The 26998-nt window shown below is 72.2% G+C and carries 26 protein-coding genes; 18 read left to right on the top strand and 8 right to left on the bottom strand.

Annotated features, from left to right (window positions below):
- Nucleotides 1–163: 163 nt before the first annotated feature.
- The 5 genes from ASH01_RS22305 to ASH01_RS22285 all read right to left on the bottom strand — a co-directional run bounded on the left by ASH01_RS22305 (nucleotide 164) and on the right by ASH01_RS22285 (nucleotide 5465).
- Nucleotides 164–1387, bottom strand: a complete 1224-nt coding sequence (locus tag ASH01_RS22305; protein WP_056781579.1) for a flavin-containing monooxygenase — start codon at nucleotides 1385–1387, stop codon at nucleotides 164–166.
- A gap of 128 nt (nucleotides 1388–1515) precedes the next feature.
- Nucleotides 1516–2391 carry a 1,4-dihydroxy-2-naphthoate polyprenyltransferase gene (locus ASH01_RS22300; protein ID WP_056781576.1) on the bottom strand — a complete coding sequence of 292 codons (876 nt, stop codon included), beginning with the start codon at nucleotides 2389–2391 and terminating at the stop codon, nucleotides 1516–1518.
- 19 nt (nucleotides 2392–2410) lie between these two features.
- Complete coding sequence (locus tag ASH01_RS22295) at nucleotides 2411–2692, bottom strand: PLD nuclease N-terminal domain-containing protein (RefSeq protein WP_235509697.1); 282 nt, start codon at nucleotides 2690–2692, stop codon at nucleotides 2411–2413.
- Nucleotides 2693–2739: 47 nt separating this feature from the next.
- Nucleotides 2740–3924 (bottom strand): o-succinylbenzoate--CoA ligase, encoded by a 1185-nt coding sequence (gene menE, locus ASH01_RS22290; RefSeq protein ID WP_056781571.1) that lies wholly within the window; start codon nucleotides 3922–3924, stop codon nucleotides 2740–2742.
- Entirely contained in the window at nucleotides 3924–5465 is a 1542-nt protein-coding gene (locus ASH01_RS22285; RefSeq protein WP_056781568.1) for an MFS transporter, read from the bottom strand. The genes menE and ASH01_RS22285 overlap by 1 nt, the downstream gene beginning before the upstream one ends.
- A 281-nt stretch (nucleotides 5466–5746) precedes the next feature.
- Between ASH01_RS22285 and ASH01_RS22280 the strand changes: the two genes are divergently transcribed.
- Nucleotides 5747–6727, top strand: a complete 981-nt coding sequence (locus ASH01_RS22280) for an alpha/beta hydrolase (protein ID WP_082620099.1) — start codon at nucleotides 5747–5749, stop codon at nucleotides 6725–6727.
- A 3-nt stretch (nucleotides 6728–6730) separates the two neighbouring features.
- Here ASH01_RS22280 and ASH01_RS22275 read toward each other — a convergent pair whose 3' ends face one another.
- The gene (locus ASH01_RS22275; protein WP_056781566.1) at nucleotides 6731–7690 is read right to left on the bottom strand and encodes a 1,4-dihydroxy-2-naphthoyl-CoA synthase; all 960 of its coding nucleotides are present in this window, start codon (nucleotides 7688–7690) and stop codon (nucleotides 6731–6733) included.
- A 35-nt stretch (nucleotides 7691–7725) separates the two neighbouring features.
- Here ASH01_RS22275 and ASH01_RS22270 point away from each other — a divergent pair, with 35 nt between their 5' ends.
- The 4 genes from ASH01_RS22270 (at nucleotide 7726) to ASH01_RS22255 (ending at nucleotide 10435) form a co-directional block, all read left to right on the top strand.
- Nucleotides 7726–8244, top strand: coding sequence for an NUDIX hydrolase (locus ASH01_RS22270; RefSeq protein ID WP_056781563.1), 519 nt, complete (start codon nucleotides 7726–7728; stop codon nucleotides 8242–8244).
- 135 nt (nucleotides 8245–8379) lie between these two features.
- Nucleotides 8380–8673 (top strand): hypothetical protein, encoded by a 294-nt coding sequence (locus ASH01_RS22265; RefSeq protein WP_056781560.1) that lies wholly within the window; start codon nucleotides 8380–8382, stop codon nucleotides 8671–8673.
- Nucleotides 8670–9674, top strand: coding sequence for an o-succinylbenzoate synthase (locus tag ASH01_RS22260; RefSeq protein ID WP_056781557.1), 1005 nt, complete (start codon nucleotides 8670–8672; stop codon nucleotides 9672–9674). Before ASH01_RS22265 ends, ASH01_RS22260 begins: the two co-directional genes overlap by 4 nt.
- Nucleotides 9671–10435, top strand: a complete 765-nt coding sequence (locus ASH01_RS22255; RefSeq protein WP_056781554.1) for a 3-keto-5-aminohexanoate cleavage protein — start codon at nucleotides 9671–9673, stop codon at nucleotides 10433–10435. Before ASH01_RS22260 ends, ASH01_RS22255 begins: the two co-directional genes overlap by 4 nt.
- A gap of 16 nt (nucleotides 10436–10451) precedes the next feature.
- On the opposite strand, the gene menD is transcribed toward ASH01_RS22255, so the two are convergent.
- Complete coding sequence (gene menD, locus ASH01_RS23515; RefSeq protein WP_056781551.1) at nucleotides 10452–12326, bottom strand: 2-succinyl-5-enolpyruvyl-6-hydroxy-3-cyclohexene-1-carboxylate synthase; 1875 nt, start codon at nucleotides 12324–12326, stop codon at nucleotides 10452–10454.
- A gap of 11 nt (nucleotides 12327–12337) precedes the next feature.
- Nucleotides 12338–13633, bottom strand: coding sequence for an isochorismate synthase (locus ASH01_RS22245; RefSeq protein WP_056781548.1), 1296 nt, complete (start codon nucleotides 13631–13633; stop codon nucleotides 12338–12340).
- 94 nt (nucleotides 13634–13727) lie between these two features.
- Here ASH01_RS22245 and ASH01_RS22240 point away from each other — a divergent pair, with 94 nt between their 5' ends.
- The 13 genes from ASH01_RS22240 (at nucleotide 13728) to nuoK (ending at nucleotide 26994) form a co-directional block, all read left to right on the top strand.
- A complete protein-coding gene (locus ASH01_RS22240) occupies nucleotides 13728–14420 on the top strand; it encodes a demethylmenaquinone methyltransferase (protein WP_056781547.1) in 693 nt (230 codons plus the stop codon).
- Between the two features lie 118 nt (nucleotides 14421–14538).
- Nucleotides 14539–15858 (top strand): geranylgeranyl reductase family protein, encoded by a 1320-nt coding sequence (locus tag ASH01_RS22235; protein ID WP_056781544.1) that lies wholly within the window; start codon nucleotides 14539–14541, stop codon nucleotides 15856–15858.
- A gap of 127 nt (nucleotides 15859–15985) precedes the next feature.
- Nucleotides 15986–16345, top strand: coding sequence for an NADH-quinone oxidoreductase subunit A (locus tag ASH01_RS22230; protein ID WP_020145018.1), 360 nt, complete (start codon nucleotides 15986–15988; stop codon nucleotides 16343–16345).
- Between the two features lie 78 nt (nucleotides 16346–16423).
- On the top strand, nucleotides 16424–16978 hold the full coding sequence (locus tag ASH01_RS22225; RefSeq protein WP_056781541.1) for a NuoB/complex I 20 kDa subunit family protein: 555 nt from the start codon (nucleotides 16424–16426) through the stop codon (nucleotides 16976–16978).
- Complete coding sequence (locus ASH01_RS22220; protein WP_056781538.1) at nucleotides 16975–17757, top strand: NADH-quinone oxidoreductase subunit C; 783 nt, start codon at nucleotides 16975–16977, stop codon at nucleotides 17755–17757. The genes ASH01_RS22225 and ASH01_RS22220 overlap by 4 nt, the downstream gene beginning before the upstream one ends.
- On the top strand, nucleotides 17757–19145 hold the full coding sequence (locus ASH01_RS22215) for an NADH-quinone oxidoreductase subunit D (RefSeq protein ID WP_056781533.1): 1389 nt from the start codon (nucleotides 17757–17759) through the stop codon (nucleotides 19143–19145). Before ASH01_RS22220 ends, ASH01_RS22215 begins: the two co-directional genes overlap by 1 nt.
- A complete protein-coding gene (nuoE, locus tag ASH01_RS22210) occupies nucleotides 19142–19903 on the top strand; it encodes an NADH-quinone oxidoreductase subunit NuoE (RefSeq protein ID WP_056781529.1) in 762 nt (253 codons plus the stop codon). Before ASH01_RS22215 ends, nuoE begins: the two co-directional genes overlap by 4 nt.
- Nucleotides 19900–21231 (top strand): NADH-quinone oxidoreductase subunit NuoF, encoded by a 1332-nt coding sequence (gene nuoF, locus ASH01_RS22205; RefSeq protein ID WP_056781526.1) that lies wholly within the window; start codon nucleotides 19900–19902, stop codon nucleotides 21229–21231. Before nuoE ends, nuoF begins: the two co-directional genes overlap by 4 nt.
- A complete protein-coding gene (locus ASH01_RS22200; protein ID WP_056781523.1) occupies nucleotides 21228–23693 on the top strand; it encodes an NADH-quinone oxidoreductase subunit G in 2466 nt (821 codons plus the stop codon). Before nuoF ends, ASH01_RS22200 begins: the two co-directional genes overlap by 4 nt.
- A complete protein-coding gene (gene nuoH, locus ASH01_RS22195) occupies nucleotides 23690–25111 on the top strand; it encodes an NADH-quinone oxidoreductase subunit NuoH (protein ID WP_056781521.1) in 1422 nt (473 codons plus the stop codon). The genes ASH01_RS22200 and nuoH overlap by 4 nt, the downstream gene beginning before the upstream one ends.
- Entirely contained in the window at nucleotides 25104–25913 is an 810-nt protein-coding gene (gene nuoI / locus ASH01_RS22190; protein ID WP_082620098.1) for an NADH-quinone oxidoreductase subunit NuoI, read from the top strand. The genes nuoH and nuoI overlap by 8 nt, the downstream gene beginning before the upstream one ends.
- Nucleotides 25910–26698, top strand: coding sequence for an NADH-quinone oxidoreductase subunit J (locus ASH01_RS22185; RefSeq protein WP_056781517.1), 789 nt, complete (start codon nucleotides 25910–25912; stop codon nucleotides 26696–26698). The genes nuoI and ASH01_RS22185 overlap by 4 nt, the downstream gene beginning before the upstream one ends.
- Nucleotides 26695–26994 (top strand): NADH-quinone oxidoreductase subunit NuoK, encoded by a 300-nt coding sequence (gene nuoK / locus ASH01_RS22180; protein ID WP_020145008.1) that lies wholly within the window; start codon nucleotides 26695–26697, stop codon nucleotides 26992–26994. Before ASH01_RS22185 ends, nuoK begins: the two co-directional genes overlap by 4 nt.
- The last annotated feature ends 4 nt before the right edge of the window (nucleotides 26995–26998 follow it).

Below are 26998 nucleotides of genomic sequence, written 5' to 3'. Positions count from 1 at the left end.
CGCCTGCTCCCGCTGACCCCACGAATACCGCCTCAGCCCTGCAGTCATCGTCCCGCCTCACACGACATCCGTGTTGCGCAGACGATCTGAGACCGCCCCACGATCGTGTGACGGAGCGCTCAGTCGAGTGGGACGGGGCGCTCACTCGAGTGGGCGGGGTGGGTCAGGTGGGGAGGCCGAGCCGGGTGGCGATGCGGGTGGCCGTGGCTGTGGCGTCGTCCCCGACGCCGAAGAGCAGGGACGAGCGGCGCCGGCGCAGGAAGTGGACGCCGACGAAGTGCAGGTCGGGGGCCACGACGCTCTCGCCGTCGACGTGCACGGGGAACCCCTGCTCGTCGACGAGCCCGGGGACGTCGACCCACTCGGTGTAGCGCGAGCGGAAGCCCGTGGCCACGACGACCGCTCCGAAGCCCCGCAGGTCGAGCTCGGTGGGCGCCGACGTGTCGAGAGGGCCCGGCTCCGGGATCTCGGGTGCCGGCATCCCGCGCTCCCGGCACCCAGCGACGATGGTGTCGCGCACGAACCCGAACCCGGCGTCGCCGGCGGCGATGACCTCGGGCAGGTCGGGCGCGAAGCGCGCCGTGTGGCCGTCGATGTCGACGAGGTGTCCCACGAGGCGCACCCCGAGCGCGGCGAGCGTCCGGTAGTGCAGGTCGTGACCGCCGCCGGCGCCGCTCGCCTGGACGTTGGCGCCGTGCCGCGCCGCCGGGCTCGGTAGCTGGTCGGGCGTCTGCTCGTAGAAGCTCGAGTCCATCAGCCACTCGAAGAGGTCGCGGCCGCCGACCCGCCGCAGGAACCACGGCGCCCTGCCGCACGCCATGACGACGTCCCGCCCCGACAGCGCGAGCTCCTCGGCGATCTGGCACGCGCTCTGTCCGCTGCCCACGACGAGCACCGCGCCGTCGGGCAGCGCGCCCGGGTTCCGGTAGCCGAGCACGTCGATGCACGGCACGTCCGGCGAGAGACCGGCGACCGCTGCCGGTCGGAGTGGCTGCTGGTAGGCGCCTGTCGCCACGACGACGATGCGGCTGCGGATCGTGTCGTCGTCGGTGCGCAGCTCGAACGCGCCGTCGCGTCTCCAGAGCCCGTGCACGGGGACCCCCTCGCGCACCCGACCGAGCCGGCCGGCATACGCCTGCAGGTGCCCGGCCACCTCCGTGCGGGTCATGAAGCCGCCGGGGTCGTCGCCGGCATAGGCGGCGCCCGGCAGGCGGACGGTGTGGTTGGGGCCGACGAGGGTGAAGCTGTCCCACCGGCCGAGCCACGACGACCCGGGCACGCTCGCCTCGAGGACGACGTGCTCGACGCCGCGCTGGTCGAGCTCGTGGCTCGTCGCGAGGCCCGCCTGCCCGGCCCCGATGACGACGACGTCGATCTCCTCGGACACGCGTCCACGGTGGCACCGGGACGTGGCTCCCGTCAGCCGAATGCCGAGGTATGCCGTCGCGCCCGGTCGCGAGGGATCACCTCGACCCGCTGCGGCGCAGCGGCTCAGCGGCTGGGCGGTTCACCGGCTCAGACGCGGCCGAGCGCCAGGCCGACGGCGAGCAGCAGCGACCAGGCGAGCTGGAACTGCCCCGTGCCGGCCAGGGCCGGGATGAGGCCGGGCCCCGTGGCGCGCCCGACGACGGCCTGCATCGGCCGCACGACGAGCGGCGCCGCGAGGAGCGCGAGCAGGGCCCACGGCGAGGTGAGCGAGGCGAGGCCCGTCATGACGAAGGCGACGGCGATCAGCGCGACGTAGAAGGCCCGGGTCCCTGACTCGCCCATCCGCACGGCGAGCGTGCGCTTGCCGTGCTCGCGGTCGGTCGGGATGTCGCGCAGGTTGTTGGCGACGAGGATCGCCGAGGCGAGCGACCCGACGCCGATGGCGCCCCACCAGCCGGCGGCGGTGGGCGGCGTCATCGTCGCCATGGTGCCGAGGGTCGCGACGTGCCCGAAGAAGACGAAGACGAAGACCTCGCCGAGGCCGAGATAGCCGTAGGGCCGCGTGCCGCCGGTGTAGTACCAGGCCGCGACGATGGCGGCCGCGCCGATCGGGATCATGATCCACAGCTCCGACAGCCCGACGAGCGCGAGTCCCATGAGCGCGGCGAAGAAGAAGCACGCGAAGGCCGCGATCTTGACCGAGCGGGGTGCGGCGAGCCGCTGGCCCACGAGCCGCACCGGCCCGACGCGCACCTCATCGGTGCCGCGGATGCCGTCGGAGTAGTCGTTGGCGAAGTTGACCCCGACCTGCAGGGCCAGGGCGACGACGAGGGCGAGGACGGCGTACGCCCAGACGACGTGACCGGTCTGGTAGGCGGCACCAGTGCCGACGAGGATGGGCGAGACGGCGGCGGGCAGCGTGCGGGGGCGAGCGCCCTCGATCCACTGGGACAGGGTGGCCATGGAGTTCCGGGGGGTCCTTCTACAGCTTGCGGAGGAAGTCGGGGTCGTCGTCGGGGCCCATCGGGCCTCGGGGCCCGGGCGGCCGGCGGCCGGGCCCGCGCGACGCGGGACCGGGGCCGCCCCGGGCGTCGCTGCGCCCGGCGACGAGCCAGGAGACCGGGCCGAGCACGGGCACGAGCACCGCGATCAGCCAGACGGTCTTGGGCATGATCCGCACGAGCCGACGATCGGTCTGGAGGCAGTCGACCAGCGCGTAGATCGTGGCGAAGACGACGAGGGCGATCAGCACGACGCGCAGCACGGCGACCTCCTTCGGCGACGGGTGGGACACCCCCATCTTGCCACCGCTCAGCCGAGGCCCTGCACGGCGCGTCGGATGGCGGCCCGATCGGGTTTGCCGGGCCCGCGCTGAGGGATCTCGGCGAGCACGAGGACCCGGCGCGGCAGCGCCGCGTCGGGGAGGATGCCGCGCAGCCTCTCGCGGACGGCGCGCGTCGTCAGGTGGCCGGTCGGGTCGACGAGCGTCACTGCGGCACAGACGGCCTCGCCCCACTCGGGGTCGGGGAGGCCGAGCACGACGACGTCGAGCACGTCGTCGAGGTGCCGGGTCATGGCGTCCTCGACGACTCCGGGGTTGATCTTGAGGCCCCCGGTGTTGATGACGTCGTCGGCGCGGCCGTCGATGACGAGCAGACCGTCGTCGTCGAAGTGGCCGAGGTCGTCGGTGCGGAACCACCGCACGCCGTCGGGGTCGACGGCGAAGGCGTCGCGGCTGAGGCGCGCCTCGCCGAGGTAGCCGTGCGCGACGGTGTCGCCGCCGAGCACGACGTGCCGGTCGTTGTCGACGTGGACCCTGCTGACGGGCAGCGGGATGCCGTCGTAGACACAGCCGCCGGCCGTCTCGCTCATGCCGTACGTCAGGCTCAGCGCGACGCCCAGCGAGCGGCAGCGCTCGACGAGGGCGGGCGGCGTGGCCGCGCCGCCGACGAGCACCCCGTCGAAGGTGCGCAGGGCGTCGAGCCCGACGGGGTCGTCGACGAGACGGGACAGCTGCGTCGGCACGAGCGCGGTGTAGCGCCGGGGTGCCGCGCTCGTGGGCCGCACCAGGGCCGCGGCCTCCGCGAAGCCCGCGACCGAGAAGCCGTCGCGCAGGTCGAGCACCTCCGGCGTCACGCCCGAGGCGAGCGACCGGAGCAGGACCTGGAGCCCCGCCACGTGGTGGGCCGGCATGGCGAGCAGCCACGCGCCACTGCCGCCGAGCACCTGGTGGGTGGCCCACGCCGACCGCTCGAGGGCGTCCGCCGTCAGCAGCGCGCGCTTGGGCCGGCCGGTCGAGCCCGACGTGCCGATCGCGACCGCGAGACCGTCGGGGAGCTCGGCCGGGTCGTGGGACGGCACGGTCGGCGGCGGGGTGTCGGCGGCATACGGCAGCACGGGGGAGCGGCCGGTCAGGGCCGCCTCGAGGGCAGGCAGGACGCCGAGGACGGCGGGTCCGGCGGGGACCGCCAGCGGGCGGGGGGACGGCGCGGCCATCAGGCACGTCTCGCTCTCGGGGGTGCGGTGGGGGCGGCGCGCCGGCGCTGGCGCGCGGCCATGGCGACGGTCCAGACGAGCGCGACCGCGCAGACGGGGAAGCCGACGTAGGGGTTGAGCGGGAGCACGATGCCGAGGGTGCCGCCGACGACCCACAGCACCTGGAGCATCGTCTCGGACCAGGCGAAGACCGACGTGCGGACGTTCTCGGGCACCTCGCGCTGCACGAGCGCGTCGAAGCCCAGCTTGGACAGCTGCGCCGACATGCCCTGGACGAAGCCGAGCACGACGAGCGTCCACACGCCGTACCAGATGCCCGTCGCGACGCAGCAGACCGTCGCGGCGAGGACCGACACCATGGCGATGCGCTCGGGCCGCTGGTCGCGCACGACGTTGCCGACGACGCTGCCCATGCCGTTGCCGACCCCGATGGCGACCGCGATGAACGCGAGGACGAGCTCGCCGCGGATGCCGTCGATGGGGTGCTCCTTCGCGAGGAACGCCATGAAGAGGATGAGGAAGCCGGTGAGCACCCGGGTGCCACCCGTCGACCACATGGCGTGCATCACCGGCCAGGGGATCGCCTGCTTGCGCCGGCGGAAGCGGCCGAGGGGTCCCAGCGAGTCGACGGTGAGCGCGTCGCCGTCCGAGGGCGTATGCCGCCGGGCCGGGTCGTCGCCCCAGCCGCGCCGGGTGCCGCGGAGCGAGCCGGCCCCGGGTGCGCTCGCGTCGTCGTGCGCGCCTCGTACCGGGATCGGGGTCGTGTCCTCGATGGAGACCTCGCCGAGCGAGCTGTCGACACGCGCCGGGAGGCGGATCGCCTGGACGGTGGCGACGACGAAGACGACGAAGCCGACGCGGAGGGCCCAGGACGGTCCGGCGAGCATCGCAACCCCGCCCAGGGCGCCCCCGATGACCGCGCCGACGACTCCGGCCATCGAGACCCGGGAGTTCGCCTTGACGAGGGTCGTGCCCGGCGGCAGGAGCCGCGGGACGGCTGCCGCGCGCGTGATGGTGTAGGCCCGGGAGGCGACGAGGCACCCGAGCGCAGCGGGGAAGAGCCAGCCGCTGTCGTGGGTGATGGCCTCGGCGAGCACCCAGCAGAGGAAGGCCCGCACGGCGAGCGTCGTGCCGATGGCCCAGCGCCGGCCGTGCGAGAAGCGGTCGAGGAGCGGCCCGATGAGCGGCGCGACGAGGACGAAGGGCACCATCGTCAGCAGCAGGAACGTCGCGACGTCGCCGCGGGCCTGGGCCGTCTGCGGGTTGAAGAAGAGGGTGCCGGCCAGGGCCAGCGTCATGATCGTGTCGCCCGCGGTGTGGCTCGCGTGCAGCTCGGTCATCCGGGCCAGACCGCTCTCGCCGGCTCCGCCGGAGTGGGTGTACGCATGCGCCTTGGCGGCGGCGAAGCGACCCGAGCGTGCGGTCAGGCGAGCGGTGCCGGTGGCGGCCCGTCCGAGCCCGCGCCCGACGGCGCGCGTCGCGTTGGCCGCGGTCGTGCGCGGTGGCTGGCGGAAGTCCGCGGGCCGGCCGCCCTCGGGCACGTCCGGGGTCTCGGGTGCGGGAGGGGGAGCGGGAGGGGGTGCGGCCGATCCGTCGGTCCCGTGCGGGGCGCCTGCTGCGGCGCGACCACGTGGCGCGGAACCGGGCGCACGACGGCCAGGGCTGGCGCGGCGGTCGTCGCTCGGTTCCACTCCAACATCCTGCCCTGTCCCGCGGGCCGGCGGGCGACCGACACCGGCTTCGCCGCGGCCGGGACGTCCGTCCTCCGGAATGCCGGCGTCCACGCCGCCGCTGGGCCCTCCCGCGTGGTTACCCTCAGGGCGTGACGACCGTGCCGGACGAGGGACTGGCGGGGACCGGGGCCGGGGCCCGACGGCGCCCTCGCGCGCGGTTCACCGTCGTGCTCGGGGTCCTCTGGCTCGTCGTGCCGCTCGTGCTCTTCCTGCTCGACCACTCCGTCCTGCTGGCCGGCAACCCGGCCCAGGTCATCGCGCTCGCGGCGAGCGGTCTCATCGGCGTCGTGCTCCTCGTGCGGGACCGCTCGGAGCCGGACCCGCGACGTCGGACCGCGCGACCGGTGCTCCGTGTCGTCGGCCGGGTGGCCGGGGTCCTGGTCACGGTCGTCGTGCTCGGGGCGCTCGTCTGGCTGCGGCCCTTCGGGGCGACCCCCGAGGCCGTGGCCGCGATGTCCGGCAGCGCCGACGTCCGCGTCATGGACGCGCCGGCCCACATCGTCATCGCGCCGACGAGCGGCACGCCGACCCGCGGCCTGATCTTCCAGCCCGGCGCCCGCGTCGACCCGCGCGCCTACGTGCCGATGCTGTCGGAGGTGAGCCGGCAGGGCGTCATCGTCTTCATCGTCAAGCAGCCGTTCGGCATCGGCTTCCTTGCCACGACGGCGCCCCACGCCTTCATCGACCGTCATCCCGAGGTGACGTCGTGGACGATCGCCGGGCACAGCCTCGGCGGCGTCGTCGCGGCCGGGTTCGCCCACGACCACCCTGGCGTCGTCAAGGGACTCGTGCTCTGGGCGTCCTATCCGGTCGACTCCATGGCCGAGCGCACCGACCTCGCCGTCGCCTCGGTGAGCGGCACCCGCGACGGCTTCACGACGCCCGCCGACATCGCGGCCAGCCGGCCGCTCCTGCCCGGCGACACGGCATACACCGCCGTCACGGGGGCCGTGCACTCCTACTTCGGTGACTACGGCGACCAGCCCGGGGACGGCACCCCGACGGTCAGTCGGGCCGAGGCGCAGCGCCAGATCGTGGCCGCCACCGTCGCCCTGGTCGATGGGCTCTGAGCGTCAGAAGTACCAGGGGAAGGGCGACCAGTCGGGCTCGCGCTTCTCGAGGAACTGGTCGCGGCCCTCCACGGCCTCGTCGGTCATGTAGGCCAGGCGCGTCGCCTCGCCGGCGAAGACCTGCTGGCCCATGAGCCCGTCGTCGGTGAGGTTGAAGGCGAACTTGAGCATCCGCTGCGCCTGCGGGCTCTTGCCCATGATCTCCGTCGCGACCTGCAGGGCCTCGCGCTCGAGGTCGGCGTGGTCGGCGACGATGTTGACGGCGCCCATCCGCTGCATGTCCTCGGCGGAGTAGGTGCGCCCGAGGAAGAAGATCTCGCGGGCGAACTTCTGGCCGACCATCTTGGCGAGGTAGGCGCTGCCGTAGCCGGCGTCGAACGAGCCGACGTCGGCGTCGGTCTGCTTGAAGCGGGCCTGTTCTCGGCTCGCGATCGTCAGGTCGCACACGACGTGGAGGGAGTGCCCGCCGCCGGCCGCCCAGCCGTTCACGACGGCGATGACGACCTTGGGCATGGTGCGGATGAGCCGCTGCACCTCGAGGATGTGGAGTCGCCCGCCCTGGGCCTTCGTGCGGGCCGCGTCGACGGTGTCGGCTGTCTCGCCCTCGGCGTACTGGTAGCCGGAGCGCCCGCGGATGCGCTGGTCGCCGCCCGAGCAGAAGGCCCATTTGCCGTCCTTGGGGCTCGGGCCGTTGCCGGTGAGCAGGACGACGCCGACGTCGGGCGTCATGCGGGCGTGGTCGAGCGCGCGGTAGAGCTCGTCGACGGTGTGCGGGCGGAAGGCGTTGAGCACCTCGGGCCGGTCGAAGGCGATGCGCACGACCCCCGACTCCGCGTGCGGGCGTCCGGCCACGGGCCGGCGCCGGTGGTAGGTGATGTCGGTCAGGTCGAAGCCCTCGACGGGTGCCCACTCACTCGGGTCGAAGGTCTCGGACACGGCGCTCTGGCCCGGCTCGCTGCTCACGGACCGACCCTATCGGCGGGGTTAGGGTCGGCCGTATGCCGATCCCTCCCTACGTCTCCCACCTGCGCACCATGGTCGGCACGGAGCTGCTCTGGATGCCCGGGGTCACGGCGGTCGTGCTCCGCACGAGCGCTGACGGCGCCGACGAGGTGCTGCTCGTCAAGCGCTCGGACAACGGCGCGTGGACGCCGGTCACCGGCATCGTCGACCCCGGCGAGGACCCGCACGTCACCGCCGTCCGGGAGGTCGAGGAGGAGGCGTGCGTCGTCGCCGAGGTCGAGCGGCTCGTCTGGGTCTCGGCGAGCGGCGTCGTGACGCACGTCAACGGCGACCTCGGGCAGTACCTCGACCACACCTTCCGGTGTCGCTGGGTCTCGGGCGAGCCCCGACCGGGTGACGACGAGTCGACCGACGCGCGGTTCTTCCCCCTCGACGCCCTCCCGCAGATGCGCCAGGTCTTCCGCGACCGCATCGCCGTGGCCGTCGACGACCCGCGCGACGTCGTCCTCGGCCCCCTCTCCCACTCAGGTGAGCGCCCCGCCCCAGTCGAGTGAGCGCCCCGTCCCGGCCGGCGGAGGTGACATCTGTCAGGGGGAGGCGCTGACAGAGGGACCGGGTCCGGCGGGCTTCGCAGGCCTACCGTCGAGGGAGTACGGGGCCGACCGGTCCCGCGGACGGAGGAGACCGACGTGTTCTCGCCACGCAACCTCATCATCGCCGGAGTCGTGCTCATCGCCGTCGCGCTCGGTGCGTCCGGTCACGGCCTCTGGTGGCTCTTCGGGCTCCTCTGGGTGCTCCCTCACGCCGCCGGCCGCACCCGCGGCCACGCCTGTGGCAGTCGGGCCCGTCGCTCCCACGACCGCGGGCTCCCGCACGACGACCACGCCCCGACGCAGCCGGTCCCGGCGCAGCCCGACCCGACGCAGGACCGGCACGAGGCCTTCCCCGCCCGCCAAGCGCCGTCGGTGATGATGGAGGCATGACGACGCTGCCTCCTGCCGACGAGCTCCTCGCCCGGGCCCACGTCGTCGCCCTGCCGATGCGGGTGCGCTTCCGCGGCGTCGACGTGCGCGAGGCCCTGCTCCTCGAAGGGCCCTCGGGCTGGGGTGAGTTCAGCCCTTTCGTCGAGTACGCCGATCGCGAGTCCGCGCGCTGGCTGTCCGCGGCCCTCGAGGCGGCGTATGCCGTGTGGCCCGCTCCCGTGCGCGACGCCGTGGGGGTCAACGCGACCGTGCCGGCCGTCGGCCCCGACCGGGTGCCGGAGGTCCTGGCGCGCTTCGACGGGTGCACGACGGCGAAGGTGAAGGTCGCCGAGCGTGGCCAGACGCTCGACGACGACATCGACCGGGTCGCGGCAGTCCGGTCCGCGATGGGTCCGTCGGCGCACATCCGGGTCGATGCCAACGGAGGGTGGGACGTCGCGACCGCCACGGAGGCGCTGCGGCGGCTCACGGCATACGACCTCGAGTACGCCGAGCAGCCCTGTGCCAGCGTCGAGGACCTCGTCGAGCTGCGAACCGCCTTGGCACGCAACGGGATCGACGTGCTCATCGCGGCCGACGAGTCGATCCGCAAGGCCGAGGACCCGATCCGTGTGGCCCGGCTCGGTGCCGCGGACCTCGTCGTCGTCAAGGTCGCACCCCTCGGTGGCGTGGCGTCGGCGCTCGGTGTCGTCGAGGCCTGCGGGCTGCCCGCCGTCGTGTCGTCGGCGCTCGACACGAGCGTCGGCATCGCTGCGGGGGTGGCCCTCGCCGCGGCGCTGCCGTCGCTCGACCACGCGTGCGGCCTCGGCACGGTGGGTCTCTTCGAGCGCGACGTCTCGGCGGACCCGTGGCGTCCGTCGGGCGGTCTCTTGGGGGTCGGTCGTGCCGTGGCCGACCCCGACGCGCTCGCGGACCTCGCGGCTCCACCTGACCGGCAGCAGTGGTGGCGTGACCGGCTCGTGCGCTGCCACACCGTGCTCGCCGAGGGAAGCCCCCGATGATCCAGGCCTGCCTCAACGGTGACCGCACCCGCGGCCAGCACCGCACGGTGCCGCAGACGCCCGACGAGCTCGCCCGCGCCGCGGCCGACGCCGTGGCGGCGGGTGCCGTCATGGTGCACGTGCACCCGCGTGACGAGTCCGGCCGCGAGACGCTCGAGACCCGGCACGTCGTCGACGCCGTCAGCGCGATCCGGGCTGCGACGCCGGGGCTCCGCATCAGCGTCTCGACCCGCGACGGCATCGTCGACAGCGCCCGCCGCAAGCTCGCCCACGTGTCGGAGTGGCCGTCGCCGGACCTCGGCGGCCCGGACTGCGCGAGCGTGAACTGGCACGAGGAGGGCGCCGTGGACGTCGCGGCAGCCCTGCGCGACAACGGATCCGGCGTCGAGGCGGGGATCTGGACGCCCATGGCGGCCAGCCGCTACGTGGGGACGAACTGGCCCTGGCAGGTCGAGCGGGTGCTCGTCGAGCTCATCCCGGGTGTGACCCCCGGCTCCGACGGGCCGTGGGCGGCCGAGCGCATCCTCGCGGCGCTCGGCATGTCGCCGGTGCCGGTCCTCGTGCACGGTGAGGGGCGCTGGACCTGGCGGGTGCTGCGCTGGGCGCAGGCTGCGGGCTACGACGTGCGCATCGGCCTCGAGGACACCGTCCACCTGCCCTACGGGCGGGAGGCGCGTGACAGTGCCGAGCTCGTCGCAGCAGCGGTGCGGTCCGAGCCGGGCACGCCGTCCCAGTGGCCGGTCCCCGACGCCCCGGGCTGACCCGACGCCGGTCCGGTCAGCGGCGGTCGTCGCGGTGGGTCACGACCTGCTGAGCCAGCTCGCGCAGCCAGGCGGCCTCGGCCCGGCGGTCGGCCCGCGAGACGGGGACCTCGAGGACCCTGGTGCCAGAAGGGGACTCGGCGAGCGCCTCGGCAAGCCGGCCGAGGTCGTCGACGCGTTCGTATGCCGTGTGGTGCGCCGCGCACAAGGCCTCGAGGTCGGTGCCGTGCGGGGTCGCGAAGACGCGTTCGAAGGCACGCGCGTAGCGGCGGTCGCCCTGCTCGAGGGTGCTGAAGATCGCGCCCCCGTCGTCGCTGAGCACGACGAAGGTGAGGTCGGGCCGCCGCTGACCGCGACCCGTGAGCAGGCCGTTCGTGTCGTGAAGGAAGGTCAGGTCGCCGAGGTAGGCGATGCTGCGCGCGGCTCGTGGGCGACCGAGGGCGACGCCGACGGCCGTCGAGACCATGCCGTCGATGCCGGCGAGACCACGGTTGCCGACGACGAAGCGGTGCTCGAGCGGCGTCCACGGTGTGGCCATGACATCGAGGTCGCGGACGGGGTTCGACGAGCCGACGACGAGCGTCGTGTCGGCGGCGACCGCGGCGCCCACGACAGCCGCGACGGCGAGTGGCGACAGGCCGCCGTCCCCGGGGGCTCGTGACGGATCTCCCTCGGGCGCAACGAGTCCCGCATCGATGAGGGCGCCGAGTCGCTGGTCGGCGCCACGCCAGGCGTCGAACCAGGCCGGGGCGTCGGCGGCCTCGACCCGTGGCACGACGACGAGCACGCGCGCCACCCGGCCCGGGTCGGTGGCCACGCCGTCACGACCTCGGACGGAGAGGACCTCGACGTGCGGGTCGCTGATGAGGCTCGTGACGGGGCGGGACAGGGTCGGGTGGCCGACGACGACGACGCGCTCGACGTCCCCGCGCAGGTCGGTGGTGAGCAGCAGCCGCCCGGTGCGCAGGGCCTGCCGGCCGATGCGCGCCCCAGAGGTGGGCTCCGCGACGAGCGGCCAGCCCGCCGCCTCGGCGAGCAGGCGTGCGGCCGGTCCGGCGTCGTCACCGGCGACGACGACGGTGCGCGGCCCGAGCGGCAGCACCTCGCCGTCGGTCGGCACCGACACCGACGGCTCGACGCCTCGTCCGGCCCGGCCCGCGCGCGCAACGTCCGCCGGGGCGGACTTGTCGTGGGGTTCGGCTCCGGTCTCGCGTCGGAGGTCCGCCGGTGCGGACTTGTCGTGAGGTTCGGCTCCGGTGTCGCGTCCGAGGTCCGCCGGGGCGGAGTTGTGGTGGTCGATCGAGGTGGGGAGGGAGGGAGGAGAGGGCTCCTCGGCCGGGCGCTGCCACCACGTCGTTGGGTCGGCGTCCGAGGGCAGCAGGTCACCGTCGAGCTGGACGTTGAGCTGGGTCGGTCCGGGTCGCGAGCACGCCTGTGCCACGAGGCCGGCCAGCTCGTCGTCGGGCGTGGCCGCCGTGAGGTCGTGGCACGGCGCAAAGGTGCCGAAGATGCCGGCCTGGTCGGTCGTCTGGTTGGCGCCCGTGCCCCGCAGGTGGTCGGGCCGGTCGGCACTGACGACGACCAGCCGGCGCCCCGTGTGGTGCGCCTCCATGACCGCCGGGAGCAGGTTGCCGACGGCCGTGCCCGACGTCGTGACGACGGCGACCGGTCGGCGTGACCCGGTGGCGAGACCGAGCGCGAGAAAGCCCGCGGACCGCTCGTCGACGCGCACGTGCAGGCGCAGGTCGCCGGCCCGGTCGGCCGCGTCGAGGGCGAGGGCGAAGGGTGCCGATCGCGACCCCGGGGCCAGCACGACGTCGCGCACCCCGCCGAGCCACAGCTGCTGGAGCACGTGCAGCGCGATCTCAGGCGCACTCAGACGAGCGGTCACCGTCGCCCCGATCAGTCGCTCGCGAGCGCGTCGCGCATCGGGATGAGCTTGGCGTTGGACTCGGCCACCTCGGACTCGGGGTCGGACCCCGCGACGATGCCGCACCCGGCATACAGCGTGATCTGTGACGGGTTGCCGGGATCGATGGCGCCGCTGCGGAGGGCGATGCCCCACGCGCCGTCGCCACTGGCGTCCATCCAGCCCACCGGGCCGGCGTAGCGCCCCCGGTCCATGTGCTCGAGCTCCCCGATCAGCTCGACCGCGCGGGCCGTGGGGGTCCCGCCGACGGCGGCCGAGGGGTGCAGCGACGCGGCGAGCGTCAGGGCCGAGGCCTCGTCGGCGCTGACGGCGGCGACGTCGGTCGCGAGGTGCATGACGTTGGGCAGGTGCAGCACGAACGGTGCCTCGGGCACGTTCATCGACGAGCAGTGCGGGGCGAGGGCCTCGGCGACGGAGCGCACGGCGTACTCGTGCTCCTCGAGGTCCTTCGACGAGCGGGCGAGCGAGGCCGCGAGGGCGAGGTCCTTGGCGTCGTCGCCGGTGCGGCGGATCGTGCCGGCCAGCACACGCGAGGTGATGAGTCCCTGGTCGCGGCGCACGAGCAGCTCGGGGGTTGCTCCGACGAGACCGGCCACCGAGAAGACCCACGTGTTCTCGTAGCGCTCGGCGAGGCGACGCAGCAGCCAGCGCGGGTCAATGGGGCCGGAGGCCGTCGCGACGAGGTCGCGGGCGAGGACGACCTTGTCGACCTCACCCGCCCCGATGCGCTGGACGGCGTCGGCGACCGCATGGGCGTAGTCGGCGGGGGACACCTGGCCGTCGGCGAAGGCGACGTCACGAGGAGGCTCGGGATCGCTTGCGACAGAGGGCTTCTCGAGCAGCGTGAGCTGCGGTTCGAGAGAGACCGTCGTGAGCCAGGTCTGCCCGTCCCGACGCCCGACGATCGTCGAGGGGACGACGAGCCGGGCCGCCTCGGCGGAGTCGGAGGCGAAGGGGAACGAGCCGAAGCACACGAGACCCGTGCCCGGGCGGCCCACCTCGTCGCGCACGACGGCGTGCCGGCTGACCTCGCGCCACCAGGCCTCGGCCTCGCGGAAACGGCTGTCGCCGTTGGCCTCGAACGACAGTGCCGACCCCCAGCCGACGAGGCCCTCGCCTCGGCGCACCCACGAGAGCAGCTCGTCGTGCGGGACGTCGGCCGGGAGGTAGGCCAGCAGTGGGTCCGCGGCCTCGAGGGGCACCGTGCGGACGACGACCGTCGGTCCCGCGGCGGGGGACGGCGCTTCGGGGGCGGGAAGCGTGGACATCGGTGGCAACTCTACGGCCGATCGTGAGCCACCCCGCTCTCGTGGTCGCCGGTGCGACCCGACCCACACCCGTCGTGGGTGCGAGGATGAGCGCATGACCCGTGCGCAGCTGGACAAGAAGCCGGTCGACGTCGCGTCGATGTTCGACACCGTCGCCGAGAAGTACGACGTGACCAACGACGTGCTCTCGCTCGGGCAGGACCGGCTGTGGCGCCGGGCCGTCGTCAAGGCCGTCGACGCCAAGCCGGGGGAGCGCATCCTCGACATCGCGGCGGGCACGGGCACGTCGAGCGAGCCGTGGGCCAACGAGGAGATCGAGGTCGTCCCGGCCGACTTCTCGCTCGGCATGCTGCGGGTCGGCCGCCGGCGTCGCCCGGACATGGCCTTCACGGCCGCCGACGCGATGAGCCTGCCGTTCGCCGACGAGAGCTTCGACGTCGTGACGATGAGCTTCGGGCTGCGCAACGTCGCCGATGCCGAGACCGCGCTGCGCGAGTTCCTCCGCGTCACCAAGCCGGGCGGCCGACTCCTCGTCTGCGAGTTCAGCCAGCCGGTCAACAAGGTCTTCCGCACCGTCTACTCGAACTACCTCATGCGCGCGCTCCCGCCGGTCGCCCGCCGCACGTCGAGCAACCCCGACTCCTACGTCTACCTCGCCGAGTCGATCCGCGCCTGGCCGCCGCAGGGCGAGCTCGCCCGAGTCGTCGAGGCGGCCGGCTGGCAGCAGGTCGGCTGGACCAACCTGACCGGCGGCATCGTCGCGCTGCACCACGGCACCAAGCGCTGACCGTCGGCTTGTCGAGAGTTAGGCATGCCTTATCTGACAAGCGCGAAATCGCGGGAATAGACTCCCGAAGTTAGTTCGTGAAGATCTTCACAAGCGGTTCGGAAGCGTGCAGGGAGACATGACCAGTTCGAGCGTCGCGCCCCGCCCCTCGGGGTCTGGTGCTGCACCCGTCGAGCGGGCCGACGTCATCGTCGTCGGCGCCGGTCCGGGCGGCAGCGCGACGGCGGCCTACCTCGCCGACCACGGTCTCGACGTCGTCCTCCTCGAGAAGTCGGCCTTCCCCCGCGACAAGATCTGCGGCGACGGCCTGACCCCCCGCGCGACCAAGGAGCTCATCTCCCTCGGCGTCGACACGACGGGGTGGCAGCGCACCAAGGGCCTGCGCATCAAGGGTGGCGGCCACACGCTGAAGCTCGACTGGCCCGAGTCCGACGCCTTCCCGGGCTACGGCATGGTCCGCACCCGCGCCCAGCTCGACGAGACCCTGGCCCGCCACGCCGAGGCCCGGGGCGCGCGCCTCCACGAGCGCACGAGCGTCTCCACCCCGCTCCGCGACTCCTCGGGCCGCGTCACCGGCGTCACGGCCAAGCGCCTCGACGACGCCGGCCGCGCGACGGGCGAGACCGTCTCCTACCGTGCGCCCGTCGTCGTCGCGAGCGACGGCGTCTCGAGCCGCCTCGCCACGGCCGTCGGCCGACCCAAGCGCGAGGACCGCGTCATGGGCGTGGCCGTCCGCGCCTACTACACGACGCCGAAGCGCGACGACTACCTCGAGAGCCACCTCGAGCTGTGGAGCCGCGACGACGACGGCAACCGCATCCTCATGCCCGGCTACGGCTGGCTCTTCCCGCTCGAGGACGGCCGCACCAACGTCGGCCTCGGCACGCTCGACACCACCTCGGCCTTCCAGAAGACCGACTACAAGGACGTCATGCGTCGCTGGGTCGAGGACATCAATCCCGAGTGGCAGCTCGAGCACGACGAGTCGGCCGGTCCGATCCGCGGCGCCGCGCTGCCGATGGGCTTCAACCGCACCCCGCTCTACGCCGACGGCCTGCTCCTCGTCGGCGACTCCGGTGGCATGGTCAACCCCTTCAACGGCGAGGGCATCGACTACGCCCTCGAGGCCGCGCGCCTCGGCGCGGAGCTCGTCGCCCAGGCCATGGCGCGCCCGAGCGACGCTGCGCGCGAACGGGTGCTCGCGGCATACCCCAAGGTCATGAAGGACGAGCTGGGCGGCTACTTCACGCTCGGTCGCTGGTTCGCCCACGCCATCGGCAACCCCGAGGTCATGCGGCTCGCGACGAAGTACGGCCTGCCCCGCAGGAAGCTCATGCCGCTCCTGCTCAAGATCATGGCCAACCTCGCCGACCCCGCGAGCAAGGGCGCGAGCGACCGCCTCATCACCACCCTCTCGCGGCTGGCTCCGAGCGCATGAGCCACCCGCCCGTCGGCGCCATTGTGACGCCGAGCACAATCGATGCCGACGCCCCTAGGATGGGTGCGCCGCGCACCTGCGCCCCTGCTTCGCACGTCAAGCACGACCGAAAGGCACGTGACCTCGGATGAACTCCTACGTCCCGATCCTGTTCATGCTGGGGCTCGGCTTCGCGTTCGCCGCGCTGTCGGTCTTCACCTCGCTCGTCGTCGGGCCCAAGCGCTACAACCGCGCCAAGCTTGAGGCGTACGAGTGCGGCATCCAGCCGACGCCCCAGGCGGCCGGTGGTGGCCGCGTGCCGATCAAGTACTACCTGACGGCGATGCTCTTCATCATCTTCGACATCGAGTCCGTCTTCCTCTACCCGTTCGCGGTGGCCTTCAACAAGCTCGGCCTCTTCGCGCTGGTCGAGATGGTCCTGTTCATCCTCACGGTGTTCGTCGCGTACGCGTACGTCTGGCGTCGCGGCGGCCTCGAGTGGGACTGACGCCCGTTGCAAACGTGAGCACCCGCACCAGCGGGTACGCGTCCACCGGGTTCGTCAGGAAAGGTTAAGGAGTAAGCAATGGGTCTCGAAGAGAAGCTCCCAGCCGGGTTCCTGCTCTCGACCGTCGAGGGTCTCGCCGGCTACATGCGCAAGGCCTCGATCTGGCCGGCCACGTTCGGCCTCGCGTGCTGCGCCATCGAGATGATGGCCGTGGGCACGCCCGACTACGACATCGCCCGGTTCGGCATGGAGCGCTTCTCGGCGACCCCGCGCCAGGCCGACCTCATGATCGTCGCCGGTCGCGTCAGCCAGAAGATGGCCCCTGTCGTGCGCCAGGTCTACGACCAGATGCCCAACCCCAAGTGGGTCATCTCGATGGGTGTGTGCGCCAGCTCGGGCGGCATGTTCAACAACTACGCGATCGTCCAGGGCGTCGACCACATCATCCCGGTCGACATCTACCTGCCCGGCTGCCCGCCGCGCCCGCAGATGCTGCTCAACGCGATCATCGAGCTGCACCACCAGATCGAGACCTCGCCGCTCGGCGTCAACCGCGAGGACGCGGCCAAGGCCGCCGAGGTCGCGGCCCTCTCCGCGACGCCGACGCACCAGATGAAGGGTCTCCTCGCATGAGCGACGGGGAGAAGAAGGACGACACGAACGCCGTGAACGCCGACACGACCAAGGACCAGGCCTCCGGCCTGACGCCCCACGAGATCGAGCTCGCCCAGACGGGCGGCGCGACCGAGCCCGAGGTCGTCGGCGTGCGCCACGGCATGTTCGGGGCGACCCAGGGCGCCGACACGACCGGCTACTCCGGCCTCGTCCGCCCGATCCTCGTCGCCGGCGCCTCGGAGCGCCCCTACGGCGGCTACTTCGACGAGATCGCCGACAACCTCGAGCGTGGCCTCGTCGGCGGCACGGCCTCCTACGGCGAGGCCGTCGACCGCGTCGTCGTCGACCGGGGCGAGATGACGATCCACGTCCGCCGCGAGCACCTGCTGGCCGTCGCCCGCGTCCTGCGCGACGACGCGTCGCTGCGCTTCGAGATCGTCACCGGCGTCTCGGGCGTGCACTACCCGAACCGCACCGGCGAGGAGCTGCACGCGGTCTACCACTTCCTGTCGATCACCCACGGCGGCCGGCGGGTCCGCGTCGAGGTCTCGTGCCCCGACGACGACCGCCACATCCCGTCGATCGTCTCCGTCTACCCGGCCAACGACTGGCACGAGCGCGAGACGTGGGACATGTTCGGCATCGAGTTCGACGGCCACCCGGCCCTCACCCGAATCCTCATGCCCGACGACTGGCCGGGCCACCCGCAGCGGAAGGACTACCCCCTCGGCGGCATCCCCGTCGAGTACAAGGGCGCCACCGTCCCGCCGCCGGACCAGCGGAGGTCGTACAACTGATGAGCACGCACACCGAGTTCACCCAGACCGAGGTGCCGGAGCCCGGCGCCAACGACGTCTACGCCACGTCCGTGGCCGACGAGCAGGCCAGCGAGGGTGCCCACGTCTTCAACGCCGCCGGCGGCGACTGGAACGACCTCGTCGACGAGGCCACCTCGCTCGGCGAGGAGCGCATCGTCGTCAACATGGGGCCGCAGCACCCGTCGACGCACGGCGTGCTCCGCCTCATCCTCGAGATCGACGGCGAGACGGTGACCGAGGCCCGCGCGGGCATCGGCTACCTCCACACCGGCATCGAGAAGAACATGGAGTACCGCACCTGGGTGCAGGGCGTCACGTTCTGCACGCGCATGGACTACCTCACGCCCATGTTCCAGGAGGCGGCCTACTGCCTCGCCATCGAGAAGCTCCTCGGCATCACGGACCAGATCCCCGAGCGGGCCAACGTCATCCGCGTGCTCATGATGGAGATGACGCGCATCAGCAGCCACCTCATCTGCCTCGGCACCGGTGGCATGGAGATGGGCGCGACGACGGTCATGACCGTCGCCTTCCGCGAGCGCGAGCGACTGCTCCGCGTCATCGAGATGATCACGGGCCTGCGCATGAACAACGCCTACATCCGCCCCGGCGGTGTGGCGCAGGACCTGCCGCCCGGCGCCATCGACGCGCTCCGCGAGATGGTCCCAGAGGTGCGCCGTGGTCTCGGCGAGCTCGAGGCGCTGCTCAACGAGAACCCCATCCTCAAGGGCCGCACCGTCGACGTCGGCGTGCTCAACCTCGCCGGCTGCATGGCGCTCGGCATCACCGGCCCGGTGCTCCGCTCGACCGGCCTGCCGCACGACCTGCGCAAGCTCGACCCCTACTGCGGCTACGAGACCTACGACTTCGAGATCAAGACCCGCACGAGCCAGGACGCCTACGGCCGCCTGCGGATCCGCATCGACGAGATGTACGAGTCGCTGAAGATCATCGAGCAGGCGACCGACCGCCTCCAGGCGAACGAGGGCCCGGTCATGGTGGCCGACAAGAAGATCGCCTGGCCGGCGCAGCTCGCGCTCGGCAGCGACGGTCTCGGCAACAGCCTCGACCACATCCGCGAGATCATGGGCACCTCGATGGAGTCCCTGATCCACCACTTCAAGCTCGTCACCGAGGGTTTCCGCGTGCCGGCTGGACAGGCCTACGTCGCCATCGAGTCGCCGAAGGGCGAGCTCGGCTGCCACGTCGTCTCCGACGGGGGCACGCGCCCCTACCGCGCCCACTTCCGCGACCCGAGCTTCAACAACCTGCAGGCCGTGGCCGCGATGTGCGAAGGCAGCCAGATCGCCGACGTCATCGTCGCCGTGGCCTCGATCGACCCCGTCATGGGAGGTGTGGACCGTTGAGCGGTCACGACGCGTCAGGCCACCTGCACGTCAGCCCCGAGTCCAAGGCGCCGTATGCCGCCGACGTCCTCGAGAAGCTGCACGTCGACGCCGCCGAGGTCATCTCGCGCTACCCGCAGAAGCGCTCGGCGCTGCTGCCGCTGCTGCACCTCGTGCAGTCGGTCGACGGCTACGTCGCGGGCCGCGGCGTGAGCTTCTGCGCGGAGGTGCTCGACCTCACCGAGGCCGAGGTGAGCGGTGTCGCCACCTTCTACACGCAGTACAAGCGCCACCCCAACGGTGACTACACCGTCGGCGTCTGCACCAACACGCTGTGTGCGGTCATGGGCGGCGACCTCATCTTCGACCGGCTCTCCGAGCACCTCGGCATCGGCCACGACGAGACGACCGACGACGGCAGGATCACCCTCGAGCGCGTCGAGTGCAACGCCGCGTGCGACTACGCGCCGGTCGTCATGGCCAACTGGGAGTTCTTCGACAACCAGACGCCGGAGAGCACGATCGGCCTCGTCGAGGACCTTCGCGCCGGCAAGGACGTCGCCCCGACGCGCGGCGCCGCCAAGGTCTGCACGTTCAAGGAGGTCTCGCGGGTCCTCGCGGGCTTCGAGGACGGCCGCGCCGACGAGGGCGTGGGCGCCGGTCCGGCGTCCCTGCTCGGTCTCAAGATCGCCAACGACCGCGGCTGGGTCGCCCCTGGTGCCAACAGCAGCAACGGCTCGCACTCGTCGCAGCCCGACGGGAAGGACGGATCGCAGTGACCGACACCCTGACCCCGATCCTCACGAAGTTCTGGGACGACCCGCAGTCCTGGACCCTCGCGACCTACGAGCGCCACGACGGCTACAAGGCCCTGACCAAGGCGCTCGACATGGAGCCGCAGGCGATCATCGACGCCGTCAAGGACTCCAGCATCCGTGGCCGTGGTGGTGCCGGCTTCCCGACCGGCATGAAGTGGTCGTTCATGGCGCCGCCCGACGGCGGCCCGCGCTACCTCGTCGTCAACGCCGACGAGTCCGAGCCGGGCACGTGCAAGGACGTGCCGCTCATGATGGCCAACCCGCACGCGCTCATCGAGGGGGTGGCCATCTCCTCGTACGCCATCGGCTGCGAGCACGCGTTCATCTACCTCCGCGGTGAGGTCGTCCACGTCTACCGCCGCCTGCTGCGCGCCGTCGAGGAGGCCCGTGCCGCGGGCTACCTCGGCGACAACGTCGGTGGCAAGGGCGTCAAGGTCGACATCACCGTGCACGCCGGCGCCGGCGCCTACATCTGCGGCGAGGAGACGGCGCTGCTCGACTCGCTCGAAGGTCGCCGCGGCCAGCCGCGCCTCAAGCCGCCGTTCCCCGGTGCCGCCGGTCTCTACGCCCGCCCGACGTCGGTCAACAACGTCGAGTCCATCGCCTCGGTGCCCGGGATCATCCTCGAGGGCTCCGACTGGTTCAAGGGCATGGGCACCGAGAAGTCCACGGGCTTCGGCATCTTCAGCCTCTCGGGCCACGTCGCCAACCCGGGCCAGTTCGAGGCCCCGCTCGGCATCACGATGCGCGAGCTCATCGACCTCGCCGGCGGCATGCGCGGCGGGAAGAAGCTGAAGTTCTGGACGCCGGGTGGCAGCTCGACGCCGATCTTCACCGACCAGCACCTCGACGTGCCCCTCGACTTCGACTCGGTCGCCGCGGCCGGCTCGATGCTCGGCACGCGTGCCCTGCAGGTCTTCGACGAGACCGTGTCGGTCGTGCGCGCCGTCGCCCGCTGGACCGACTTCTACGCCCACGAGTCGTGCGGCAAGTGCACGCCGTGCCGCGAGGGCACGTGGTGGCTGCGCCAGATCATGAACCGCATCGAGAACGGCCAGGGCACGCAGGACGACATCGACAAGCTCGTCGACATCTGCGACAACATCCTCGGTCGCAGCTTCTGCGCCCTCGGTGACGCGGCCACGAGCCCGATCACCTCGGCCGTGCAGTACTTCCGCGAGGAGTTCGAGGCCGGCATGCACACGCCGGCCCACGAGCTCTTCCCGCCCGAGAAGTCGGTCCTCTTCGACGTCCAGACCAAGGAGTCCAGCGGGATGGTGTCCGCATGACCGCCACGACGGAGACGAAGGCGCCCACGGCGCCCGACCACGTCAGCCTGACGATCGACGGCGTGCCCGTCAGCGTCCCCAAGGGCACGCTCGTCATCCGCGCCGCCGAGACGATCGGCGTCGAGATCCCGCGCTTCTGCGACCACCCGCTGCTCGACCCCGTCGGGGCGTGCCGCCAGTGCCTCGTCGACGTCGCGATGCCTGACCGCGAGGGCAACGTCCGCCCCATGCCGAAGCCGCAGGCCTCGTGCACGATGACGGTGTCCGAGGGCATGGTCGTCAACACGCAGGCCACGTCCAAGGTCGCCGACAAGGCGCAGCAGGGTGTCATGGAGCTGCTCCTCATCAACCACCCGCTCGACTGCCCGGTCTGCGACAAGGGCGGCGAGTGCCCCCTGCAGAACCAGGCGATGAGCGCCGGCCGCCCGGTGTCGCGCTTCGACGACGTCAAGCGCACCTACCCCAAGCCGGTCAACATCTCCTCGCAGGTCCTGCTCGACCGCGAGCGCTGCGTGCTCTGCGCCCGCTGCACCCGCTTCTCCGACCAGGTCGCCGGTGACCCGTTCATCGCGCTCGTCGAGCGCGGTGCGCTCCAGCAGATCGGCATCTACGAGGAGAAGCCGTTCGAGAGCTACTTCTCGGGCAACACCGTCCAGATCTGCCCGGTCGGCGCGCTGACCGGTGCGGCCTACCGCTTCCGCAGCCGGCCCTTCGACCTCGTGTCGACGCCGTCGGTCTGCGAGCACTGCGCGAGCGGCTGCGCGACCCGCACCGACCACCGCCGCGGCGTCGTGCTGCGCCGGATGGCGGCCGAGGACCAGGCCGTCAACGAGGAGTGGAACTGCGACAAGGGCCGGTGGGCGTTCACGTACGCCACGCTGCCCGACCGCGTCGAGCTGCCCATGGTCCGTGACGCCGACGGCGAGCTGCAGGTCGTCGGCTGGCCCGAGGCCCTCGCTGCCGCGGCGGCCGGTCTCGCCGGCACCAAGGCCGGCGTGCTCGTCGGTGGACGCGTGTCCGCCGAGGACGCCTACGCCTACGGCAAGTTCGCGCGCGTCGTGCTCGGCACCAACGACGTCGACTTCCGGGCGCGACCGCACTCGGCCGAGGAGGTCGCCTTCCTCGCCGAGCACGTCGCCGCCACGGGACCCGATGGCGGCGCCGTCACGTATGCCGACCTCGAGGCCGCCAAGGCCGTCCTGCTCGTGGGCTTCGAGCCCGAGGACGAGAGCCCGATCGTCTTCCTGCGCCTGCGCAAGGCGTTCCGCAAGCACCAGACGCAGGTGTATGCCGTCGCGTCCCACCCGACGCGCGGCCTGACCAAGGTGGGCGGCACGCTGCTGCCGACCGTCCCCGGCCACGAGGCCTCGGCCCTGACCGACCTCGGCTCGACCGAGCTCGGCGCGAAGGCCCGCGAGGCCCTCGGTGCCGGCGGCGTCGTGCTCGTCGGTGAGCGCCTCGCCACCTCGCCCGGTGCCCTGCGCGCCGCGGCCGACCTCGCCGCCGCCACCGGTGCCCGCCTCGCGTGGGTGCCCCGTCGGGCGGGGGAGCGCGGCGCCCTCGAAGCCGGTGCGCTCGGTGCGCTCCTGCCCGGCGGACGCCCGGTCTCCGACGCATCGGCGCGCGCCGAGGTCGCCCGCGTGTGGGACGTCGACCAGGTCCCGGCCACCCCGGCCCGCGACACGGCCGGCATCGTCGCGGCCGCTGCGGCCGGCGACATCGCGGCCCTCGTCGTCGGTGGTGTCGACCCGTCCGACCTCGGTGACCCGGCCGCCACCGCGGCGCTCGAGAAGGCGTTCGTCGTCTCGCTCGAGCTGCGCGAGTCGCCGGTCACGGCCGTCGCCGACGTCGTGCTGCCCGTCGCCTCGCAGTCCGAGAAGACCGGCACCTACGTCAACTGGGAAGGCCGCGTCCGCGCCTTCGAGGAGGCCCTCGAGACCAACGCGGTCAGCGACCACCGCGCCCTCGACATGCTCGCGAGCGAGATGGGCGTCTTCCTCGAGACCCGCACCCAGCGCGAGATCCACGCCCAGTTCGAGGCCCTCGGCCCGTGGGGTGGCGCCCGAGCCACGAGCGCCCCCGACGGCCAGCGCGTCGCGACGGCCCCCGACGGCAGCGGCGACTTCGTCCTGTCGAGCTGGGCCACGCTCCTCGACGCCGGCCGCATGCAGGACGGCGAGCCGTTCCTCGCCGGCACCGCGCCGCTCGCCGTGGCCCGTCTGTCCGAGGCCTCGGCCGCCGGCCTCGGGCTCGTCGAGGGCGACCACGTCACGGTCTCCGGCCCGGCCGGCAGCGTCACGCTGCCCGCCGTCGTCACCGAGGGGATGGTCGACGGCGTGGTCTGGGTCCCGACCAACTCGCGTTCCACCAGCGACTCGACCCACCGGGACTGCTCGATCCGCTCGGGCCTCGGCACCGACGCCGGTGGCCGCGTCCACGTCACGAAGGGTGGTGCGGCATGAGCCTCGGCCTGACCGCATACGGGGTGGCAGCCACGCTGCCCGTGTCCGAGAACCCCACGGCCGACTTCAGCGACACCCCGTGGTGGGTGGCCCTGATCAAGGCCGTCGGCATCTTCGTCTACCTGCTCGTCTCGACGCTGCTCGTCATCTGGTTCGAGCGCCGCGTCATCGGCCGCATGCAGCAGCGCCCGGGCCCGAACCGCAACGGTCCCTTCGGTCTGCTCCAGACGCTCGCCGACGGCATGAAGTCGATGCTCAAGGAAGACATCACGCCGGCCAACGCCGAGAAGCTCATCTACACCCTCGCGCCGTTGCTCGCCGCGACGATGGCCTTCGTGTCGTTCGCGATCATCCCGGTCGGCGGCACCGTCTCGATGTTCGGCCACGAGACGCCGCTGCAGGTCACCGACGTCCCCGTCGCCGTGCTGCTCGTGCTCGCCGTCGCCTCGGTCGGCGTCTACGGCATCATCCTCGCCGGGTGGAGCTCCGGCTCGACCTACCCGCTGCTCGGTGGCCTGCGCTCGACCGCCCAGGTCATCAGCTACGAGATCGCCATGGGACTCTCGCTCGTCGCGATCTTCCTCTACAGCGGGTCCATGTCGACCTCGGCGATCGTCTCGGCGCAGAGCTCGCTCTGGTACATCCTCCCGGCGTTCTTCAGCTTCGCCGTCTACGTCATCACCATGGTCGGCGAGACCAACCGCCTGCCGTTCGACCTCGCCGAGGGCGAGGGTGAGCTGACCGGTGGCTTCCACACCGAGTACTCCTCGATGCGCTTCGCGATGTTCTTCCTCGGCGAGTACGTCAACATGTTCACCGTCTCGGCCCTGGCCACCACGCTCTTCCTCGGTGGCTGGCAGGCCCCGCCGTTCATCTCGGCGATCAACGACAACATGTTCGGCGGCGGCTGGTGGGGCCTGCTGTGGTTCACCGCCAAGCTGTGGCTGTTCATGTTCATGTTCGTCTGGCTGCGTGGCTCGCTGCCGCGTGTCCGCTACGACCAGTTCATGCGCTTCGGCTGGAAGTTCCTCATCCCGATCACCTTGGCCTGGGTCGTGGCCGTCGCCTTCATCCGCGGCGCGCAGCTCGGCTTCCTCGGTGACAGCAAGCTGACCTTCGCCGGGCGCGAGCTGTCCGTCGCGACCGTCGTCATCGTCAGCATCGTCGCCGTCATCGCACTCGCCGCGGCGTGGATCTGGGACGACAAGCGCGCCGCCCGTGCCGCTGCCGAGGACGTGACCCCGCCGGAGGAGATCGACCCCTTCGAGGACGGCTACCCCGTCCCGCCGCTGCCGGGTCAGCGCCTCAACGAGCCGACCCGGTCGGGCCACCAGCTGGCGGCATCCCGCGAGCCCGTGCTCACGACCGCCGGCACCTCGAGCACCTCGACCGCCGTCAAGGAGGAGGACCATGGCTGACGACACCGTCGGCAAGGACGTGTCACCCCAGAGCCCCGGCAGGGGCTCAGAGGTCGGCGCGCCCCGTGACCAGCGACCCGGTCAGGACGACCGCAGCAAGGGCTTCCTGTCCGAGCTCTTCGCGCCGGTGGCCGGTTTCGGGGTGTCGTTCTCCACGATGTTCCGCAAGGTCGCGACCGAGGAGTACCCCGAGAAGCCGCGCCCCACGGCGCCGCGCTTCCACGGTCGCCACCAGCTCAACCGCTACCCGGACGGCCTCGAGAAGTGCATCGGCTGCGAGCTGTGCGCGTGGGCCTGCCCGGCCGACGCGATCCTCGTCGAGGGTGCCGACAACGACGACACCCCGCTCGACCAGGGTGGCAAGGGCCGCTTCAGCCCGGGCGAGCGCTACGGCCGCGTCTACCAGATCAACTACCTGCGCTGCATCTTCTGCGGCCTGTGCATCGAGGCGTGCCCGACGCGCGCCCTGACGATGACGAACTTCTACGAGCTCGCCGACAACGACCGCGGCAAGCTGATCTTCACCAAGGACCAGCTGCTCGCCCCGCTCCAGAGCGGCATGCTCCAGACGCCGTTCCCGATGTCCGACGGGCTCGAGGAGCGCGACTACTACCAGGGCAAGGTGAGCGAGCCGACCGCCGCGCAGCGCGCCTACGTCGACGCCCGCGACGCGGCCGACGACGAGGACGACGCGTATGCCGGTGGGCCCGGCAACGTCGGGGCGGCGGTGCCCGGGGTCCACGACCTCGTGCACTCCACCCACCCGACCGCAGCAGAGACCAGGGAAGGGGCCAACCCGTGACCTCCACCGCCGAAGCCGTCGGCTTCTGGGTGCTCGCCCCGATCGCGGTCCTCGCCGCGCTGGGCCTGCTCTTCGCCAAGAAGGCCGTCCACGCCGCCCTCGGCATGGCCCTGGTCATGTGCATCCTCGGCGTCTTCTACATCATGCAGAAGGCCGACTTCCTCGGGATCGTGCAGATCTTCGTCTACACCGGCGCCGTGATGATGCTCTTCCTCTTCGTCCTCATGCTCGTCGGCGTCGACTCGTCCGACTCGATCGTCGAGACGATCAAGGGTCAGCGCTGGGCTTCGCTGCTGCTCGTCATCGGCCTCGCCGGCATCCTCGTCTTCTCGCTGGGCCGCGTCGTCATGGACGAGCAGACGGTGCAGGCCGGGATGGACAAGCTCGTCTCGTCCAACGCCGAGACCGGCAACGTGACGGGCCTCGCCGAGCTGATCTTCGGCCAGTACGTCTGGATCTTCGAGGTCACCTCGGCCCTGCTCATCACGGCCGCCCTCGGCGCCATGGTGCTCGCGCACCGCGAGCGCCTGACGCCGCGCATCACGCAGGCCGAGTGGGCCGCCAAGCGCGTCCGCGACAACAAGAACGTCGCGGGCCTGCCCGCGCCGGGTGTCTATGCCCGCCACAACGCGGTCGACACCCCGGCGCTGCTGCCCGACGGCACGCCGAGCGACCTGTCCGTCTCGCGCGTCCTCGTGGCCCGTGACCAGGTCGCGACGACCGACGGCTTCAAGGACGTCGAGCGCCACATGGAGCGCGAGATCGAGGAAGGTCGGTCCAAGTGAGCCCGATGCACTACGTCTACCTCTCGGTGCTGCTCTTCGCCATCGGCGCGGCTGCAGTGCTGGTGCGACGCAACGCGATCATCGTCTTCATGGGCGTCGAGCTCATGCTCAACGCGACGAACCTCGCCCTCGTCACCTTCTCCCGGATGCACGGCGCCCTCGACGGGCAGGTCATGGCCCTGTTCGTCATGGTCGTCGCAGCCGCGGAGGTCGTCGTGGGACTTGCCATCATCATGGCGATCTTCCGCGCCCGCCGCTCGGCCTCGGTCGACGACGCCAACCTGCTGAAGCTGTAAGGAG

The sequence above is a fragment of the Terrabacter sp. Soil811 genome (assembly GCF_001429655.1).
Taxonomy (GTDB): Bacteria; Actinomycetota; Actinomycetes; order Actinomycetales; family Dermatophilaceae; genus Terrabacter.
The sequence above is the reverse complement of the archived record's forward strand: the minus strand, read 5'-3'. Positions and strand labels throughout refer to the sequence as shown.

Coding starts and splice junctions, on each gene's coding strand:
- ASH01_RS22300 (WP_056781576.1), bottom strand. CDS start 2,391: ATGGCCACCCTGTCCCAGTGGATCGAGGGCGCTCGCCCCCGCACGCTG.
- ASH01_RS22240 (WP_056781547.1), top strand. CDS start 13,728: ATGACCCGTGCGCAGCTGGACAAGAAGCCGGTCGACGTCGCGTCGATG.
- nuoI (WP_082620098.1), top strand. CDS start 25,104: ATGGCTGACGACACCGTCGGCAAGGACGTGTCACCCCAGAGCCCCGGC.
- ASH01_RS22220 (WP_056781538.1), top strand. CDS start 16,975: ATGAGCGACGGGGAGAAGAAGGACGACACGAACGCCGTGAACGCCGAC.
- ASH01_RS22255 (WP_056781554.1), top strand. CDS start 9,671: ATGATCCAGGCCTGCCTCAACGGTGACCGCACCCGCGGCCAGCACCGC.
- ASH01_RS22260 (WP_056781557.1), top strand. CDS start 8,670: ATGACGACGCTGCCTCCTGCCGACGAGCTCCTCGCCCGGGCCCACGTC.
- ASH01_RS22200 (WP_056781523.1), top strand. CDS start 21,228: ATGACCGCCACGACGGAGACGAAGGCGCCCACGGCGCCCGACCACGTC.
- menE (WP_056781571.1), bottom strand. CDS start 3,924: ATGGCCGCGCCGTCCCCCCGCCCGCTGGCGGTCCCCGCCGGACCCGCC.
- ASH01_RS22215 (WP_056781533.1), top strand. CDS start 17,757: ATGAGCACGCACACCGAGTTCACCCAGACCGAGGTGCCGGAGCCCGGC.
- ASH01_RS22235 (WP_056781544.1), top strand. CDS start 14,539: ATGACCAGTTCGAGCGTCGCGCCCCGCCCCTCGGGGTCTGGTGCTGCA.
- nuoH (WP_056781521.1), top strand. CDS start 23,690: ATGAGCCTCGGCCTGACCGCATACGGGGTGGCAGCCACGCTGCCCGTG.
- ASH01_RS22225 (WP_056781541.1), top strand. CDS start 16,424: ATGGGTCTCGAAGAGAAGCTCCCAGCCGGGTTCCTGCTCTCGACCGTC.
- ASH01_RS22230 (WP_020145018.1), top strand. CDS start 15,986: ATGAACTCCTACGTCCCGATCCTGTTCATGCTGGGGCTCGGCTTCGCG.
- ASH01_RS22245 (WP_056781548.1), bottom strand. CDS start 13,633: ATGTCCACGCTTCCCGCCCCCGAAGCGCCGTCCCCCGCCGCGGGACCG.
- ASH01_RS22270 (WP_056781563.1), top strand. CDS start 7,726: ATGCCGATCCCTCCCTACGTCTCCCACCTGCGCACCATGGTCGGCACG.